This window comes from Pseudomonas poae, from assembly GCF_001439785.1.
Taxonomy (GTDB): domain Bacteria; phylum Pseudomonadota; class Gammaproteobacteria; order Pseudomonadales; family Pseudomonadaceae; genus Aquipseudomonas; species Aquipseudomonas poae.
Genome location: NZ_JYLI01000005.1, coordinates 124,937 through 139,833, shown reverse-complemented (window position 1 = coordinate 139,833; position 14,897 = coordinate 124,937). Strand labels below are relative to the sequence as shown.

Annotated in this window: 15 protein-coding genes; 5 read left to right on the top strand and 10 right to left on the bottom strand. The window is 60.7% G+C overall.

From position 1 onward, the window contains the following. Positions 1 to 21 precede the first annotated feature (21 nt). The 3 genes from TU75_RS07870 (at position 22) to rpoS (ending at position 2,777) form a co-directional block, all read left to right on the top strand. The gene (locus tag TU75_RS07870; protein WP_173664765.1) at positions 22 to 657 is read left to right on the top strand and encodes a protein-L-isoaspartate(D-aspartate) O-methyltransferase; all 636 of its coding nucleotides are present in this window, start codon (positions 22 to 24) and stop codon (positions 655 to 657) included. Positions 658 to 830: 173 nt separating this feature from the next. Continuing rightward, positions 831 to 1,667, top strand: a complete 837-nt coding sequence (locus TU75_RS07865; RefSeq protein ID WP_032869946.1) for a peptidoglycan DD-metalloendopeptidase family protein — start codon at positions 831 to 833, stop codon at positions 1,665 to 1,667. 105 nt (positions 1,668 to 1,772) lie between these two features. Further along, complete coding sequence (rpoS, locus tag TU75_RS07860; protein WP_003231183.1) at positions 1,773 to 2,777, top strand: RNA polymerase sigma factor RpoS; 1,005 nt, start codon at positions 1,773 to 1,775, stop codon at positions 2,775 to 2,777. 203 nt (positions 2,778 to 2,980) lie between these two features. Here rpoS and TU75_RS07855 read toward each other — a convergent pair whose 3' ends face one another. After that, the gene (locus TU75_RS07855; RefSeq protein ID WP_002554837.1) at positions 2,981 to 3,190 is read right to left on the bottom strand and encodes a cold-shock protein; all 210 of its coding nucleotides are present in this window, start codon (positions 3,188 to 3,190) and stop codon (positions 2,981 to 2,983) included. Between the two features lie 389 nt (positions 3,191 to 3,579). On the opposite strand from TU75_RS07855, the gene dcd reads away from it, so the two are divergent. Together dcd and TU75_RS07845 are read left to right on the top strand one after the other, a co-directional pair. Next, on the top strand, positions 3,580 to 4,146 hold the full coding sequence (gene dcd / locus TU75_RS07850) for a dCTP deaminase (RefSeq protein ID WP_003231181.1): 567 nt from the start codon (positions 3,580 to 3,582) through the stop codon (positions 4,144 to 4,146). A gap of 107 nt (positions 4,147 to 4,253) precedes the next feature. Beyond that, positions 4,254 to 4,451: a hypothetical protein gene (locus tag TU75_RS07845; RefSeq protein WP_003231179.1), complete on the top strand. Its 198-nt coding sequence runs from the start codon at positions 4,254 to 4,256 to the stop codon at positions 4,449 to 4,451. A 23-nt stretch (positions 4,452 to 4,474) separates the two neighbouring features. Here TU75_RS07845 and pdeM read toward each other — a convergent pair whose 3' ends face one another. The 9 genes from pdeM to TU75_RS07800 all read right to left on the bottom strand — a co-directional run bounded on the left by pdeM (position 4,475) and on the right by TU75_RS07800 (position 14,724). Next, a complete protein-coding gene (gene pdeM / locus TU75_RS07840) occupies positions 4,475 to 5,125 on the bottom strand; it encodes a ligase-associated DNA damage response endonuclease PdeM (RefSeq protein ID WP_060548619.1) in 651 nt (216 codons plus the stop codon). Then, the gene (locus tag TU75_RS07835; protein ID WP_060548618.1) at positions 5,125 to 7,605 is read right to left on the bottom strand and encodes a ligase-associated DNA damage response DEXH box helicase; all 2,481 of its coding nucleotides are present in this window, start codon (positions 7,603 to 7,605) and stop codon (positions 5,125 to 5,127) included. Before TU75_RS07835 ends, pdeM begins: the two co-directional genes overlap by 1 nt. Before the next feature lie 57 nt (positions 7,606 to 7,662). After that, positions 7,663 to 8,427, bottom strand: a complete 765-nt coding sequence (locus TU75_RS07830; protein ID WP_003231173.1) for an ABC transporter ATP-binding protein — start codon at positions 8,425 to 8,427, stop codon at positions 7,663 to 7,665. A gap of 13 nt (positions 8,428 to 8,440) precedes the next feature. Continuing rightward, on the bottom strand, positions 8,441 to 9,559 hold the full coding sequence (locus TU75_RS07825) for a succinylglutamate desuccinylase/aspartoacylase family protein (RefSeq protein WP_060548617.1): 1,119 nt from the start codon (positions 9,557 to 9,559) through the stop codon (positions 8,441 to 8,443). Positions 9,560 to 9,568: 9 nt separating this feature from the next. Further along, positions 9,569 to 10,279, bottom strand: a complete 711-nt coding sequence (locus TU75_RS07820) for an ABC transporter permease (protein ID WP_003231170.1) — start codon at positions 10,277 to 10,279, stop codon at positions 9,569 to 9,571. After that, positions 10,276 to 11,004, bottom strand: a complete 729-nt coding sequence (locus TU75_RS07815) for an ABC transporter permease (protein WP_003231168.1) — start codon at positions 11,002 to 11,004, stop codon at positions 10,276 to 10,278. The genes TU75_RS07820 and TU75_RS07815 overlap by 4 nt, the downstream gene beginning before the upstream one ends. A 59-nt stretch (positions 11,005 to 11,063) precedes the next feature. Next, entirely contained in the window at positions 11,064 to 11,843 is a 780-nt protein-coding gene (locus tag TU75_RS07810; protein ID WP_003231167.1) for a transporter substrate-binding domain-containing protein, read from the bottom strand. A gap of 245 nt (positions 11,844 to 12,088) precedes the next feature. Further along, positions 12,089 to 13,723 (bottom strand): ATP-dependent DNA ligase, encoded by a 1,635-nt coding sequence (locus tag TU75_RS07805; protein ID WP_060548616.1) that lies wholly within the window; start codon positions 13,721 to 13,723, stop codon positions 12,089 to 12,091. Beyond that, on the bottom strand, positions 13,720 to 14,724 hold the full coding sequence (locus TU75_RS07800; protein WP_060548615.1) for a ligase-associated DNA damage response exonuclease: 1,005 nt from the start codon (positions 14,722 to 14,724) through the stop codon (positions 13,720 to 13,722). Before TU75_RS07800 ends, TU75_RS07805 begins: the two co-directional genes overlap by 4 nt. Positions 14,725 to 14,897 lie beyond the last annotated feature (173 nt).

Sequence of the window (14,897 nt, the reverse complement as noted above, 5' to 3'; positions counted from 1 at the left end):
CTGCTGCGTCGCGGCATCGGGATGACCTCCCAGCGCACCCGCGAGCGTTTGATCCAGCGCCTGTATGAAGAAGGCCTGTCCAACGCCCAGGTGCTGGAAGTGATTCGACGCACACCTCGTCATTTGTTTGTCGATGAGGCCCTGGCACACCGCGCGTACGAAGACACCGCGTTGCCGATCGGCCATAACCAGACCATTTCCCAGCCTTACATGGTTGCGCGCATGAGCGAGCTGTTGCTGGCGGCGGGCCCGCTGGACAAGGTGCTGGAGATCGGCACTGGTTCGGGCTACCAGACTGCCGTGCTGTCGCAGCTGGTGGAGCGAGTGTTCTCGGTGGAACGCATCAAGGTGTTGCAGGACCGTGCCAAGGAGCGTCTGGTTGAGTTGAATCTGCGCAACGTGGTGTTTCGCTGGGGCGACGGCTGGGAAGGCTGGCCTGCGTTGGCGCCTTACAACGGCATTATCGTTACGGCCGTAGCCACGGATATTCCGCAGGCATTGCTTGATCAACTGGCCCCCGGTGGCCGTCTGGTGATCCCGGTGGGGTCCGGTGAAGTACAGCAATTGATGCTGATTATCCGTGAGGACGACGGCTTTTCCCGACACGTGCTTGGGGCGGTGCGCTTTGTGCCGCTGCTCAATGGCCCGCTGGCCTGATCATTTATTGACGGTCAGTGAATTCCATTGCATGGGATGTGTCTTACGGCGGGGTCCATAGAATCACGATGATCAGGCGTTGGCGGTAAAACACCAATGCCCAGTTATACTTGCGGCATCTTTCAAGCCTGATACAGGCATTCATGTTCAGCCACCATCAAAGGGAGCGGCGGGTGAGTCTCACAGGTCTTGCGCAGCGTATGAGTAAAACTAGCTTTCAGCGACTGGTGCTTGGCCTTGTCTTGAGTTCGTTACTGGCAGCCTGCTCCAGCACGCCAAGCGGCGGCGCACGTGTCGTTGATCGTACCAAGGCGGTGCCGCAGAAACCTACGGTTACCACCGGGCAATATGTGGTGCGAAAGGGCGATACGATGTTCTCGATCGCCTTCCGTTATGGCTGGGATTACAAGGCACTCGCAGCTCGTAACAATATTCCCGTGCCCTATACCATTCATCCGGGACAGACGATTCGCTTCGATGGTCGCAGCGGTTCCGCGCCCGTGTCCGTGGTGACAAGCAGTGGTTCTTCGGCGTCCTCCTCCAGCAGGACCACCGTTACCACCCGACCTGCCGGCACTGCGGCACCGACTGTCGCAAACAGGCCTGCACCCGCGCCACTGCCCCCGGCGGGCCCCGCTCCGAAGGGCTGGGGATGGCCCTCAAACGGGGTGTTAATTGGAAAATTCTCTTCAAACGGTAGTTTGAATAAAGGCATTGATATCGCCGGGGATTTGGGACAGCCTGTTTTAGCTGCGTCTGATGGGACAGTGGTTTACGCCGGGAGTGGTTTGCGGGGCTACGGCGAGCTGGTCATCATCAAGCACAGTGACACCTACGTCAGTGCTTACGGTCACAACCGCAGGCTGTTGGTTCGGGAGGGGCAGCAGGTCAAGGTGGGACAGACGATTGCTGAAATGGGGTCAACGGGGACAGACCGGGTGAAACTGCATTTTGAGATTCGCCGTCAAGGGAAGCCCGTCGATCCGCTGCAATTCCTACCCCGTCGTTGATGTGTTACCAGCCTGTTCCCTCGCGTAGAAGGAACAGGCTCCAGCGTTGCCAGGGATAAAGGCGCCGCTTGAGCTTGAGGTCGAACTCACCAAAGGACTATAACAATGGCTCTCAGTAAAGAAGCGCCGGAGTTTGACATCGACGATGAGGTTCTCCTGATGGAGACCGATATCGCTATGGAATCGATGTCGAATGAGGGACCTGCAACACCTTCAGTTCGTACCAAATCCAAGAACTCCTCCGCATTAAAGCAACACAAGTACATTGACTACACGCGGGCGCTCGATGCGACGCAGCTGTACCTCAATGAAATCGGCTTTTCCCCTCTGTTGACCCCCGAAGAAGAAGTTCACTTTGCGCGCTTGTCGCAAAAGGGTGATCCGGCCGGGCGCAAACGCATGATTGAAAGCAACCTGCGACTGGTGGTGAAAATCGCCCGACGTTATGTCAATCGTGGGCTGTCGTTGTTGGATCTGATCGAGGAGGGCAACCTCGGCCTGATTCGCGCGGTGGAGAAGTTCGACCCCGAGCGGGGCTTTCGTTTTTCCACCTATGCCACCTGGTGGATTCGGCAGACCATCGAACGGGCGATCATGAATCAGACCCGTACAATCCGTTTGCCGATCCATGTGGTCAAGGAACTCAACGTCTACCTGCGGGCGGCGCGTGAGCTGACGCAAAAACTCGATCATGAACCTTCGCCTGAAGAAATCGCCAATCTGCTCGAGAAGCCGGTGGCGGAGGTCAAGCGCATGCTGGGCCTCAATGAGCGGGTGTCTTCGGTCGATGTCTCGCTGGGTCCGGATTCGGATAAAACCCTGCTGGATACCCTGACCGATGACCGTCCGACAGATCCCTGCGAGCTGTTGCAGGACGATGATCTTTCGCAAAGCATCGATCAGTGGCTGTCCGAGCTTACGGACAAGCAGCGTGAGGTGGTGATTCGCCGCTTTGGTCTGCGTGGCCATGAGAGCAGCACCCTGGAAGACGTGGGCCTGGAGATTGGCCTGACGCGCGAGCGGGTGCGGCAGATCCAGGTGGAGGGCCTCAAGCGCTTGCGTGAGATCCTGGAGAAGAACGGCTTGTCGAGTGAGTCGTTGTTCCAGTAGTAACGCAATACAAGATGTGGGAGGGGGCTTGCTCCCGATTGCAGTGAGTCAGTCACCGGATGTACCGACTGTGCCACCGCTATCGGGAGTGAGCTTCCTCCCACATTTTTTTGTGTGCGGTATTCATGAGGTAAAGGTCAAATTGCGGGCATAAAAAAACCCCGCTTTTAAGGGCGGGGTTTTTTCGACTGAGTCAGTACAAGTTAGATAACTTGAACTTCTTCAGCTTGCATGCCTTTCTGACCGCGGGTAGCGATGAAAGAAACCTGTTGGCCTTCTTTCAGGCTTTTGAAGCCGTCGGATTGGATAGCTTTGAAGTGAACGAACAGGTCGTCACCGGATTGTGGAGTGATGAAGCCGAAGCCTTTTTCATCGTTGAACCACTTAACGGTACCAGTTTGGCGATTAGACATGGTGTAACTCCTTGAACAAAGTTAACTGCGACTCAGGAAAAGCCCTGGCCGAGACTGAGTGCAAAGAGCAGGAAAAATTCTTGGAGATGGTTGGATCGAAATTCAACATATCGTGTAGAGATTCTCAGTGACACAAGCAACACAGTGACGCCACCTTAACCGTTTTTCCGGAACGTGCCAATGGTATTTCCACAGGTTTCTATAAATTCGTGACTGGCGGCGCTATTTTCAGCGCCCTCGCACGGTGGCCCGGCCCCAGCCCCACTGGCTGTGGCCTGCAGCGACGCGCACATCCGCGAAGAAATGCCCCGCGCCCTTTGAACCCCGTCGTCGGCCCCGGTAAGATGCCCCACAGCATTTTTTCTACCTCGCTATTCAGGACACCCGCCATGAGCATCAAATCGGACAAGTGGATTCGCCGCATGGCGCAAGAACACGGCATGATCGAACCCTTCGTCGAGCGCCAGATCCGTGGCGAAGGCAATGATCGCGTGATCTCGTACGGTGTTTCCAGCTACGGCTACGACGTGCGTTGCGCCGATGAATTCAAGGTGTTCACCAACATCAATTCAGCCACTGTCGATCCAAAGAACTTCGACGAAAAGAGCTTCGTCGATATCAAGAGCGACGTGTGCATCATTCCGCCCAACTCTTTCGCCCTGGCACGCACCGTGGAGTTCTTCCGTATCCCCCGCGACGTGTTGACCATCTGCCTGGGCAAAAGCACCTACGCGCGTTGCGGCATTATCGTCAACGTGACGCCGCTGGAGCCGGAATGGGAAGGGCACGTGACCCTGGAGTTCTCCAACACCACCACGCTGCCGGCGAAAATCTACGCGAATGAGGGTGTCGCGCAGATGCTGTTCCTGCAGTCCGATGAGGCCTGTGAAGTGTCCTACAAGGACCGTGGCGGCAAGTATCAGGGCCAGCGTGGTGTCACTCTCCCACGCGCTTGATCGAAAGGTCTTACACGTTAAGGGAATTAGTCTGTAAGAAACGACTCTATTGGGTGTACTGCCTCGGTGCGTGTAAAGCGCGCCGAGCCACGCTTGAGGAGTACCTTATGAAGATTGACCCGCGAATCAGCGCTGAACTTGCCCGGCTCGAACCCAACCAGATTGGCGTTTTAGCCTGGTCCCTGATGGCCAACCCTGCTCACGCGGGTGGTATTCCCGGCCAACCTGAACCTGATTATCCTCAGCCGACCGAGCCAGGCGAGCCCGTCCTCCCGGATGAGCCACCGCCCGCACCTGTCGCCTGATAGATGCGCGGCCAGCCAGTGCTTTACTGAACGGGCCATACCTCATGATCGCCGATCACAAACAATCGGCGATCAACGTCATGATCGACCGGATAACCGCCAGTAAAAGCGCCGAACGCTGGTAGAAGGCTGACCTGTGTGCCCAGCAAAAAGCACGGCAGGCGCAGGCTCTGCCGGCCCTTGCCGCGCAATCGATACACCGGGTGCACATGCCCTGCCAGTACGTGGTGGCTGGGATGGACGTCCGGCTCGTGTTGCAGAGCGAAGGGGCCCATCAGCAGCGGTTCAGTGACCACCTCAATGCGTAGATCGACAGGTGGATCGCCCGCACGTTTATCGTGATTGCCGCGAATCAGCGTTATGGCCAGATCCGGTTTGCCATCACGCCAGGCCCTTAACGCGCCCAGTGTTCCACTGGCGTGGGAGCCTGGACCATGCAAAAAGTCACCCAGAAAAACCACCTGTTCGCAGGCAAACCCATCCAGCACGCGGTCCAGCCTCTGCAAATTGGCCGTGGTGGTCCCTTGGGGCACCGGCTGCCCCAGGCTGCGATAGGCCGACGCCTTGCCAAAATGCGCATCCGCAATCAGCAACGTACGGCGGGCCGGCCAGTACACCGCCTTGTCCGCCAGCAACCATAATTCCTCACCCTCAAGCGTCACTGAGCAATACATCAACCTTTCCCGTTATCCGCGACTTTTTCCAGGTCCTTGACCATCCGCGCAATGCGCTCCGACAGTTTTTCCGAACTCATGCTCTCGCGCATCCGTTCCACCAGCAGCGGAAAGGCCAGCGGAGTAGGCCGCTCGATCACATGCAGGTCGCGTTTGAGTGACGACAGATGCAGCAACGTCTCTTCCAGCCGCCGAATGTCCAACTCATCACGCAGGACTTCTTCCCCGGCCTGGGTCAGCAGCAAGTTATGCGGATCGTATTGCTTGAACACCTCAAAAAACAAACCACTGGACGCCTGCACCTGACGGGTGCTTTTCGGCGCCCCCGGATACCCGGCAAACACCAGACCGGCGATACGCGCTATCTCGCGAAAGCGGCGTAGCGCCAGTTCTCCGGCGTTCAAGCTTGCAGCAACGTCCGCCAGCAGATTCTCCGGGCTGAGCAGCGCCTCGTTCAATAGGCGTGGCCAGTGCACTTGGGTGGCACTGAGCAGCTCCAGCCCATAATCGTTTACGGCAATTGAAAACGTCACCGGCTGTTGCTGGCTGACCCGCCACGCCAACAGGCTCGCCAAACCCAGGTGCACCTGACGGCCGGCGAAGGGGTAAAGAAACAGATGCCAGCCCTCGCGCGACTTAAGGGCTTCGGCCAGCAGGTGATCGTGAGTGGGCAGGCCCGACCAACGCAATTGGGTCTGCAGCAACGGTTGCACCGCCTGCATCTCGGGGCCGTCAAAGCGCCCGTGTGCCGCGGCGTCAAAGCGTTCGACCACCGCCTGCGCCAGCTCGTTGGAAAGCGGCATGCGGCCGCCATTCCAGCGCGGCACGGCGGCCTTTTTTGCGCTGCTGCGGCGCACGTAGGCGGTCATGTTCTCCACGCGCACCAGTTCCAGCAAACGCCCGGCAAACAGAAACCCGTCGCCCGGCTTGAGTCGCGCTATAAAACCTTCCTCGACACTGCCCAGGTTCTTACCGCCGCCGCCCTTGCTCCAGTATTTGAGATGGATACTCGCATCGCTGACGATAGTGCCCACGCTCATGCGATGACGCCGCGCCAGGCGCGCATCGGGCACGCGCCAGATGCCCTGTTCGTCCGGCTCCACGCGGCGGTAATCCGGGTAGGCGGTCAGTGACAGGCCGCCGTGGCGCACAAAGCCCAGCGCCCAGGCCCAGTCCTCCTGCGTGAGCTCGCGATACGCCCAGGCGCCACGGACTTCCGCGAGCAGGGCATCGGGCAGGAAGCCGCCGCCCAGGGCCATGCTCACCAAGTGTTGTACGAGCACATCCAGTGGCTTGTGGGGCGATTCCCGCGCTTCGATGCGCCGCGCGGCGATTGCATCCTGCGCCGCTGCGGCCTCGACCAGTTCCAGGCTATGGGTCGGCACCAGCGTCACCCGTGACGGCCGCCCCGGCGCATGGCCGGAGCGCCCGGCACGCTGCATGAGGCGCGCCACGCCTTTGGCCGAACCGATTTGCAGCACGCGCTCCACCGGTAAAAAATCCACGCCCAGGTCCAGGCTCGACGTACACACCACGGCCTTGAGATGTCCGTCTTTCAAGGCGCGCTCCACCCAGTCACGCGTCTCTCGCGACAGTGAACCGTGGTGCAGGGCGATCAGGCCGGCCCAGTCCGGCCGGGCGTCCAGCAAGGCCTGGTACCAGATCTCCGATTGCGCGCGGGTATTGGTGAACACCAGACAACTGCTGCTCGAGTCCACTTCGGCCACCACTTGCGGCAGCATCTTCAAGCCAATATGCCCGGCCCATGGGAAGCGTTCGGTGACGGGCGGCAACAGGGTGTCGATGATCAACTGTTTGGCGGTCTGCCCCTGCACATTGATCCCATCGCCCTGTGGGACTAGTACCTCCAGCGCGTGGGCCTGGTTGCCCAAAGTCGCGGAAATGCCCCATACGATCAAGTCAGGATGCCAGCGCCGCAGGCGGGCCAGCGCCAGTTGCAACTGCACGCCGCGTTTGTTGCCGATCAGTTCATGCCACTCATCCACGATCACCATGCGCAGGTGCCCCAGGCTCGTCTCGCTGTCGGCGCGGGCGAGCATCAGGGTCAGGCTTTCCGGGGTGGTGACCAGTGCGGTGGGCTGGCGGCGGGTCTGGCGGGCGCGTTCGCTGTTGCTGGTGTCGCCGGTGCGCAGGCCGACGCTCCAGGGAATCTGCAAGGCGGCCAGCGGTGCTTCGAGGGCGCGGGCGGTGTCAGCGGCGAGCGCACGCATGGGGGTGATCCACAGCACGCTCAGGGGCTCCGCCGGCGGCTTGCGTTTACCGGTGGCCGGCGGGCGGGTGATGGCCAGGCGGTTGAGCGCGGCAAACCACAACGCGTAGGTCTTGCCGGCACCGGTGCTGGCGTGCAACAGGCCGGACCGGCCCTGCTTGACCGCCGCCCATACGTCTTTCTGAAACGCGAAGGGCTTCCAACCCTTGGCGGCGAACCATTGCCTGGCGAAGTCGTGGGGTTTTGCCATGCGGCAGCTGACGTCCTGAAGGGTCTATTGCACAGACCCTTCGCGCGGCATAAAGGTTTACTTCAAGTTGCCACTCAAAAATTGCTGCAGGCGCTCGCTCTGTGGATTGCCCAGCACTGCGTCAGGCGCGCCTTCCTCTTCCACCCGGCCTTGATGCAGGAACAGCACCTGGCTCGACACCTTGCGCGCAAAACTCATCTCGTGGGTCACCATGATCATGGTGCGGCCTTCCTCGGCCAGGCCCTGGATCACCTTCAGCACTTCGCCCACCAGCTCGGGGTCGAGGGCCGAAGTGGGTTCGTCGAACAGCATCACTTCCGGCTCCATGGCCAGGGCGCGGGCAATGGCCACCCGCTGTTGCTGGCCGCCGGAGAGAAAGGCCGGGTATTGATCGGCCACCCGCGCCGGCAGGCCGACCTTGTCCAGGTAACGGCGGGCGCGCTCTTCGGCGTCCTTTTTGCTGCAACCCAGCACCCGGCGCGGGGCCATGGTGATGTTTTCCAGCACGCTCATGTGGCTCCACAGGTTGAAGTGCTGGAACACCATCGCCAGCCGCGTGCGCAGGCGCTGCAACTCGGCATCGTCGGCCACGCGCATGCCGTGACGGTCACTGACCATGCGGATCGCCTTGCCGTCCAGGGTCATGGCGCCGTCGTCGGGGGTTTCCAGAAAGTTGATGCAGCGCAAAAACGTGCTCTTGCCCGAGCCGCTGGCGCCGATCAGGCTGATCACGTCACCGGTATTGGCCTTGAGCGTGACGCCTTTGAGCACTTGATTGTCGCCATAGCTTTTATGCAGGCCTTCAACGGTCAGTTTGTACATGGGGCGTGCATCCTCAAGGCGAAAGTAGATAGCCGCTGCGGTAGGCCTCGGAGCCTGCGACATGGCCGATGACCATCCCGGCGGTGGCCATGCGGCGCAGCGAACGGGCGTAAAGCAGGCCAGCGTGCCGGCAGTGCACGGGCGTTACGCGGTCGGTAATGGGGTCGATGATCTCGGCGATCAGTTGCCCGGCGTGCAGGTATTCCCCCGGCAGGGCGCTGTACACCAGCAAGCCGCCCACGGGCGTGGCCACCGGTTCCACGCCCGCCAGCGGAGTCGCCGGGTAAGGCAGCTCGGGCAGCGGTGGCGCCTGGCCGGCAATCGCGCCGAAGTGCATCAGGTAGTCGATGATCGCCTGGCAGTCGAGGCTGGCCAGGCCATGGTTGACATCACCCTGGCCGCGCAGCTCGACGGTGACCGCAAAGCTGCCCATGGGCAGCGGGAAGCGCTCGCCGAAGCGTTGCTGCAATTGCCACCACACCAGGGTGAAACACTCGTCGAAGGACTGCCCGCCCGAGTCGGTGGCCAGCAGGTTGGCTTCGCTGCCTATATAGCGTGCCAGCGGCTCCACCTGCGGCCAGGCCTCGGGCGTGGTGTACAGGTGTGCCACGGCTTCGAAATCGCAATGCAGGTCCAGCACCATGTCGGCATCGCAGGCCAAACGTTGCAACACCAGGCGTTGTGACTGCAACTGAGTGTCAGCGGTTTGCTCGGCCAGGGCATTTAACAGCGCAGTGCGCACTCGCTCCACATTGCGCCGGGGATCGTCGTCCAGCAGCGCCTCGATCTGATCACCAACTTGCGCACTGAGGTCGACAAAATGGCGATTGAAGTTCTGTCCGCTTTCCAGTTCGTAGCGTCCCAGCGGGGTGTCCATCACCACCTGTTCCAGGCCGACCGGATTGGCGATGGGCACCAGCACGATTTCGCTGCGCAGGCGCCCGGCCGCCGCCAGCTCGGCCAGACGCCGTTTCAGATGCCAGGCCACCAGCATGCCCGGCAGCTCGTCGGCGTGCAGCGAGGACTGGATATAGATTTTGCCGGCGGCCTGTTCCGGGCCGAAGTGAAAACTGTGAATCTGCCGCGCCGTGCCGGGCATCGGCGCGATCAGATCGTGTACCTGATGACGCATGAACACTCCTTAGCGGCTCGGCCCGAGGAAGGCCAGCCAGCGACGCTCGGCCAATCGAAACAGACCGACCAGGGCGAAGGTCACCGTCAGATAGATCAGCGCAGCGATGCCGAACGATTGAAAGGTCATGTAGGTGGCCGAGTTGGCGTCCCGTGCGACTTTGAGAATGTCCGGCACCGTTGCGGTAAACGCCACGGTGGTCGAGTGCAGCATCAAAATCACTTCGTTGCTGTAGTAAGGCAGCGAACGGCGCAGGGCCGACGGCATGATCACATAGGCATACAACTTCCAGCCGCTGAGGCCGTAGGCCTTGGCGGCCTCGACTTCACCGTGGGCCATGCTGCGAATGGCCCCGGCGAAAATCTCGGTGGTGTATGCGCAGGTATTGAGCGCGAAGGCGAGGATGGTGCAGTTCATCGCATCGCGAAAGAATGCCCCCAGCAATGGCTGCTCGCGTACTGCCGCGATGCTGTAGATGCCGGTGTAGCAAATCAGTAACTGGATATACAGCGGCGTGCCACGAAACAGGTAGGTGTAGAACTGTACCGGCCAGCGCACGCGGCGTCTGGGTGATACCCGCGCGATGGACAGCGGGATCGACACGATAAACCCGATGACCAGCGCCGCGCTCAACAGCCACAGGGTCATGGCCAGCCCAGTGATGTGCTGGCCGTCGCTATAAAGGAAAGGGCGCCAGTATTCCTGCAGGAGCTCGATCATCGCACTGCCTCCCGTGAGCCTGCCGAGTAGCGCCGTTCAAGACGACGCAGGACGAAGTTGGACGCGCTGGTGATCAGCAGGTAGATCAACGCGGCGATGACCAGGAAATAGAACAGTTGATACGTGCTCTTGCCCGCATCCTGAGCGGCCTTGACCAGGTCGGCCAGGCCGATGATCGACACCAGCGCGGTGGCCTTGAGCATCACCATCCAGTTATTGCCGATGCCTGGCAGGGCAAAGCGCATCATCTGCGGGAAGGTCACGTAGCGAAAGCGTTGCCCGCGCTTGAGCCCGTAGGCGGTCGCGGCTTCCAGTTGGCCACGGGGCACGGCAAGGATTGCGCCGCGAAACGTCTCGGTGAAGTACGCACCGTAGATAAAGCCCAGGGTGATGACCCCGGCGCTGAATGGGTCGATCTCGATGTAGTCCCATTCCATGAAATCGGTAAGGCCGGTCAGCCAGATTTGCAGGCTGTAGAAAATCAGCAGCATCAGCACCAGGTCGGGCACGCCGCGAATCAGAGTGGTGTAGAGCTGGGCGGGAATGCGCAGCAGGCGCAGGCTGGACAATTTGGCGCTGGCACCGAGCAGGCCCAGCAGGACGCTGACGGCCAGGGACGCGACTGACAATTTGATGGTCATCCACGTACCTTGCAGCAACAGCGGGCCGAACCCTTTCAGGCTGAAGGCACTCAGCCCCAGGGTGTTCAGAAGATCTTCAAACATGAATTCAGGACCTATGGCGATAAAAAAGCGCCCACCGCAAAGCGATGGGCGCCAGCGTGTTATTTACCGCTGTACAGGTTCAGGTCGCCGAAGTGTTTCTTCTGGATGGTGGCGTAGGTGCCATCATCGTGTAACGCTTTGATACCTTTATCGAGCAGGGCCTTGAGGTCTTTGTTACCTTTTTTGATACCGATCGCGGTTTTCGACGGCAGCAACGGGTCGTCGATGGCGGCGCTGACTTCGTAACCGGCGCCGGCCGGCGACTTCAGAAAGCCCAGTTCGGCTTGCAGCATGTCCTGCACCGATGCGTCCAGACGACCGGAGGTCAGGTCGGCGTACACCTGGTCCTGGTTGGCGTAGGCCTTGGTGGTCACACCAGCCTTATCGAGTACGGCCTTGGCGTAGGCTTCCTGGATAGTGCCTTGCTCGTAGCCCACGGATTTGCCCTTGAGGGATTCCGGCGTAGAGAACCCTGCGCCCTTCTTGAACACCAGAGAAGTCGGGCCCGAGAACAGCTCATTGGAGAAGTCGATCGCCTTTTCACGGGCTGCAGTCACGGTCATCGACGAAATCACGCCATCGAACTTGTTGGCGTTGAGGCCCGGGATCATGCCGTCGAAATCGCTTTCGACCCATTTGCACTTGACCTTCAGCTCCGCGCAGATCGCGTTGCCCAGGTCGATATCGAAGCCCACCAGGCTGCCGTCGGCCGCTTTGGATTCAAACGGCGCGTAGGAGGGATCCACACCAAAACGCAATTCCTTGTATTCCTTGGCCGTGGCTACACCGGCGGCCATGCACAGGGCCAGTGCAGAAAGGGTCAGCAATGCTTTTTTCATTAGGTAATCCCTGGAAACCAAGATAAGCGCTTGTGGCGCGTTTAGGACTGTTACTGAACGGTGTCAGACGGCTCTCAAGTAGCAATTTCTGCACCATAGTTCCGAATGAGCGTTTTAAAAGGCAGCGCGAGGACGTTGGACGTGTAGGCGATGCCCAAAAATGGGCATTGGAAATGGCGCGCACTGTTTCGGACCATTAGCGATGACCAAGTTGTGGAAGGGGCTTGCTCCCACAAGGATTTGTGTCAGGCCAGCAGGTCCTGCAGGGTAGCCAGGTTGTCGGCTTCATCCACCGCCTTGTCCTGGCGCCAGCGCAGCATGCGTGGAAATCTCACGGCAATCCCGCTCTTGTGCCGCTTGGATAGCGCGATCCCTTCAAACCCCAGCTCAAACACCATGCTCGGCGTCACGCTGCTGACCGGGCCGAATTTTTCCACGGTGGTCTTGCGCACGATGGCGTCGACCTTGCGCATTTCTTCGTCGGTCAATCCCGAATAAGCCTTGGCAAACGGCACTAGCGTGCGCTCGGTGCCGGGCGGGCCGTCCCACACGGCGAAGGTGTAGTCGCTGTACAGACTGGCACGGCGGCCATGGCCGCGTTGGGCGTAGATCAAAACCGCATCGACGCTGAACGGGTCGACCTTCCACTTCCACCACAGGCCCATATCCTTGGTGCGGCCAACGCCGTAAAGGCCGTTGCGATCCTTGAGCATCATGCCTTCCACGCCAAGGCTGCGCGAGGCTTCGCGCTGCTCGGCCAGCGCTTCCCAGGTGTCGGCCTGCAACAACGGCGAGGGCAGCAGCACGGGCTGGTCGCACGCGCTGATGACCTGTTCGAGCTGCGCGCGGCGTTCTGCCTGGACATGGTTGCGCCAGTCTTCGCCCTTATATTCCAGCAGGTCGTAGGCAAGTACCGCGACCGGGGCGTCCTCCAGGACTTTTTTGCTCAACGTTTTGCGGCCAATACGCTGTTGCAGCAGGGCAAAGGGTTGCACCGCGCCGTTCCACACCACAATCTCGCCGTCGATCACCGTGCCGTCCGGCAGGCCGCTCACCAGGCTGTGCAGCTCGGGGAAGCGCTCGGTCACCAGCTCTTCACCTCGCGACCAGATCCACAAACGGCCCTCGCGCTTGACCAGTTGTGCGCGGATACCGTCCCACTTCCATTCCACTTGCCAGTCAGTCGGCGCGCCGAGCAGGGTGTCGAACTGCTCGACCGGCTGCGACAGGCCATGGGCCAGAAAAAACGGATAGGGCTGCCCGCCACGTTGCGCGTGTTCGTCGGTTGATTCAGGTGCAATCAGCTTGAGGTAGCCTTCGGCCGTAGGGCGATTGGACAAATCGGTGTAGCCCACCAGCCGCTGTGCCACGCGCTTGCTGTCCAGATCGGCCATGGCGGCGAGGGCACGGGTGACCAGTAGCTTGGACACGCCGACGCGAAAGCTGCCGGTGATCAGCTTGATGCACACCATCAGGCTGGGTTGATCCAGCTGCGCCCACAGCGCGGGCAGGCGTTCGGCCAGATCCAGGGGCGACAGGCCACGCAGGGGCAACAGTTTTTCTTCCAGCCAAACGGCCAGGCCATCCTCTGAGGTGTAGGTGGATTCGGGCAAGAGCAGGGAAATGGTCTCGGCGAGGTCACCGACCGACTGGTAGCTCTCTTCGAACAGCCAGGCTTCGATGCCTGACGCTTGCGTGGCCATGTCCCTTAAAAGGCGCGTCGGCACCAGTTGTCGTGGCCGGCCGCCGGACAGAAAGTACACCGCCCAGGCGGCATCCTCTGGCGGCGCCTGCAGGAAGTAGGCTTGCAATGCGGCCAGCTTGGCGTTGCTGGAAGTGGTGGCGTCGAGGTTGGCGTACAGCTCGGCGAAGGCCTTCATGCAGTGGCCTCTTCTTCGTCATCACCGTATTCGGTGGTGAAGCCCTGGGCATCCAGGCCTTTTTCCCGCAGGTGGCGCACCAATACACCGACAGACCCATGGGTGACCATCACCCGTTCGGCGCCGGTTTGCTCGATGGCCCACAGCAAGCCCGGCCAATCGGCGTGGTCGGACAGCACAAATCCCCGGTCCACTCCGCGCCGCCGCCGTGTGCCGCGCAGGCGCATCCAGCCGCTGGCGAAGGCGTCGCTGTAGTCGCCAAAGCGTTTGATCCAACTGCTGCCGCCAGCCGATGGCGGAGCGATGATCAATGCCTTGCGCAACAGCGGGTCGGTTTTTTTGAAGTCCCCCGCGTAGAGGGTTTCTGGAATGTAAATGCCGGCCTCGCGGTACACCCGGTTCAAGGGCTCGACGGCGCCATGGCTGAGGATCGGGCCGATGCTCGCGTCAATGCCGTGCAAGATGCGCTGGGCCTTGCCGAAGGAATAACAGAACAGCACGCTGGCCTTGCCGGCGGCGACGTTGGCCTGCCACCACTCATTGATGCCGGCAAAAATTTGCGCCTGGGGCTGCCAGCGGTAAATCGGCAGACCGAAGGTGGATTCGGTGATGAACGTGTGACAGCGCACCGGCTCGAACGGCGCGCAGGTGCCATCGGGCTCGACCTTGTAATCGCCGGATGCGACCCAGACTTCGCCCTGGTATTCGAGGCGCACCTGGGCCGAGCCGAGGACGTGCCCGGCCGGATGAAAACTCAAGGTGACGCCGTGGTGCCCCAGCCGCTCGCCGTAGGCCAGGGTTTGCAGATTGATGTCCTGGCCCAGGCGCGAACGCAGAATGCCTTCGCCGGGCGCCGCCGCCAGATAATGCTGGTTGCCGGTGCGGGCGTGGTCGCCATGGGCGTGGGTGATGACGGAGCGTTCCACTGGGCGCCAGGGATCGATGTAGAAATCTCCGGCGGGGCAATAGAGGCCTTCGGGGCGGGCGATGACAAGGTCCATGGGGTGACCGGGGAGGTGGGCTTGTCTATTTTGAGGCGGGGGCGAGTGTGTAAGTTCTATCTGAATGCATGGGGCCCGAATGTGGGAGGGGGCTTGCTCCCGATGGCGGTGAATCAGTCATAAATGCAGTGACTGACACTTTGCTATCGGGAGCAAGCCCCCTCCCACATATT

Coding starts and splice junctions, on each gene's coding strand:
- TU75_RS07800 (WP_060548615.1), bottom strand. CDS start 14,724: ATGGACCTTGTCATCGCCCGCCCCGAAGGCCTCTATTGCCCCGCCGGA.
- TU75_RS07870 (WP_173664765.1), top strand. CDS start 22: ATGACCTCCCAGCGCACCCGCGAGCGTTTGATCCAGCGCCTGTATGAA.
- TU75_RS07830 (WP_003231173.1), bottom strand. CDS start 8,427: ATGTACAAACTGACCGTTGAAGGCCTGCATAAAAGCTATGGCGACAAT.
- TU75_RS07810 (WP_003231167.1), bottom strand. CDS start 11,843: ATGAAAAAAGCATTGCTGACCCTTTCTGCACTGGCCCTGTGCATGGCC.
- TU75_RS07820 (WP_003231170.1), bottom strand. CDS start 10,279: ATGATCGAGCTCCTGCAGGAATACTGGCGCCCTTTCCTTTATAGCGAC.
- TU75_RS07835 (WP_060548618.1), bottom strand. CDS start 7,605: ATGGCAAAACCCCACGACTTCGCCAGGCAATGGTTCGCCGCCAAGGGT.
- TU75_RS07805 (WP_060548616.1), bottom strand. CDS start 13,723: ATGAAGGCCTTCGCCGAGCTGTACGCCAACCTCGACGCCACCACTTCC.
- TU75_RS07855 (WP_002554837.1), bottom strand. CDS start 3,190: ATGTCTAATCGCCAAACTGGTACCGTTAAGTGGTTCAACGATGAAAAA.
- pdeM (WP_060548619.1), bottom strand. CDS start 5,125: ATGTATTGCTCAGTGACGCTTGAGGGTGAGGAATTATGGTTGCTGGCG.
- TU75_RS07825 (WP_060548617.1), bottom strand. CDS start 9,559: ATGCGTCATCAGGTACACGATCTGATCGCGCCGATGCCCGGCACGGCG.
- TU75_RS07845 (WP_003231179.1), top strand. CDS start 4,254: ATGAAGATTGACCCGCGAATCAGCGCTGAACTTGCCCGGCTCGAACCC.
- rpoS (WP_003231183.1), top strand. CDS start 1,773: ATGGCTCTCAGTAAAGAAGCGCCGGAGTTTGACATCGACGATGAGGTT.
- dcd (WP_003231181.1), top strand. CDS start 3,580: ATGAGCATCAAATCGGACAAGTGGATTCGCCGCATGGCGCAAGAACAC.
- TU75_RS07815 (WP_003231168.1), bottom strand. CDS start 11,004: ATGTTTGAAGATCTTCTGAACACCCTGGGGCTGAGTGCCTTCAGCCTG.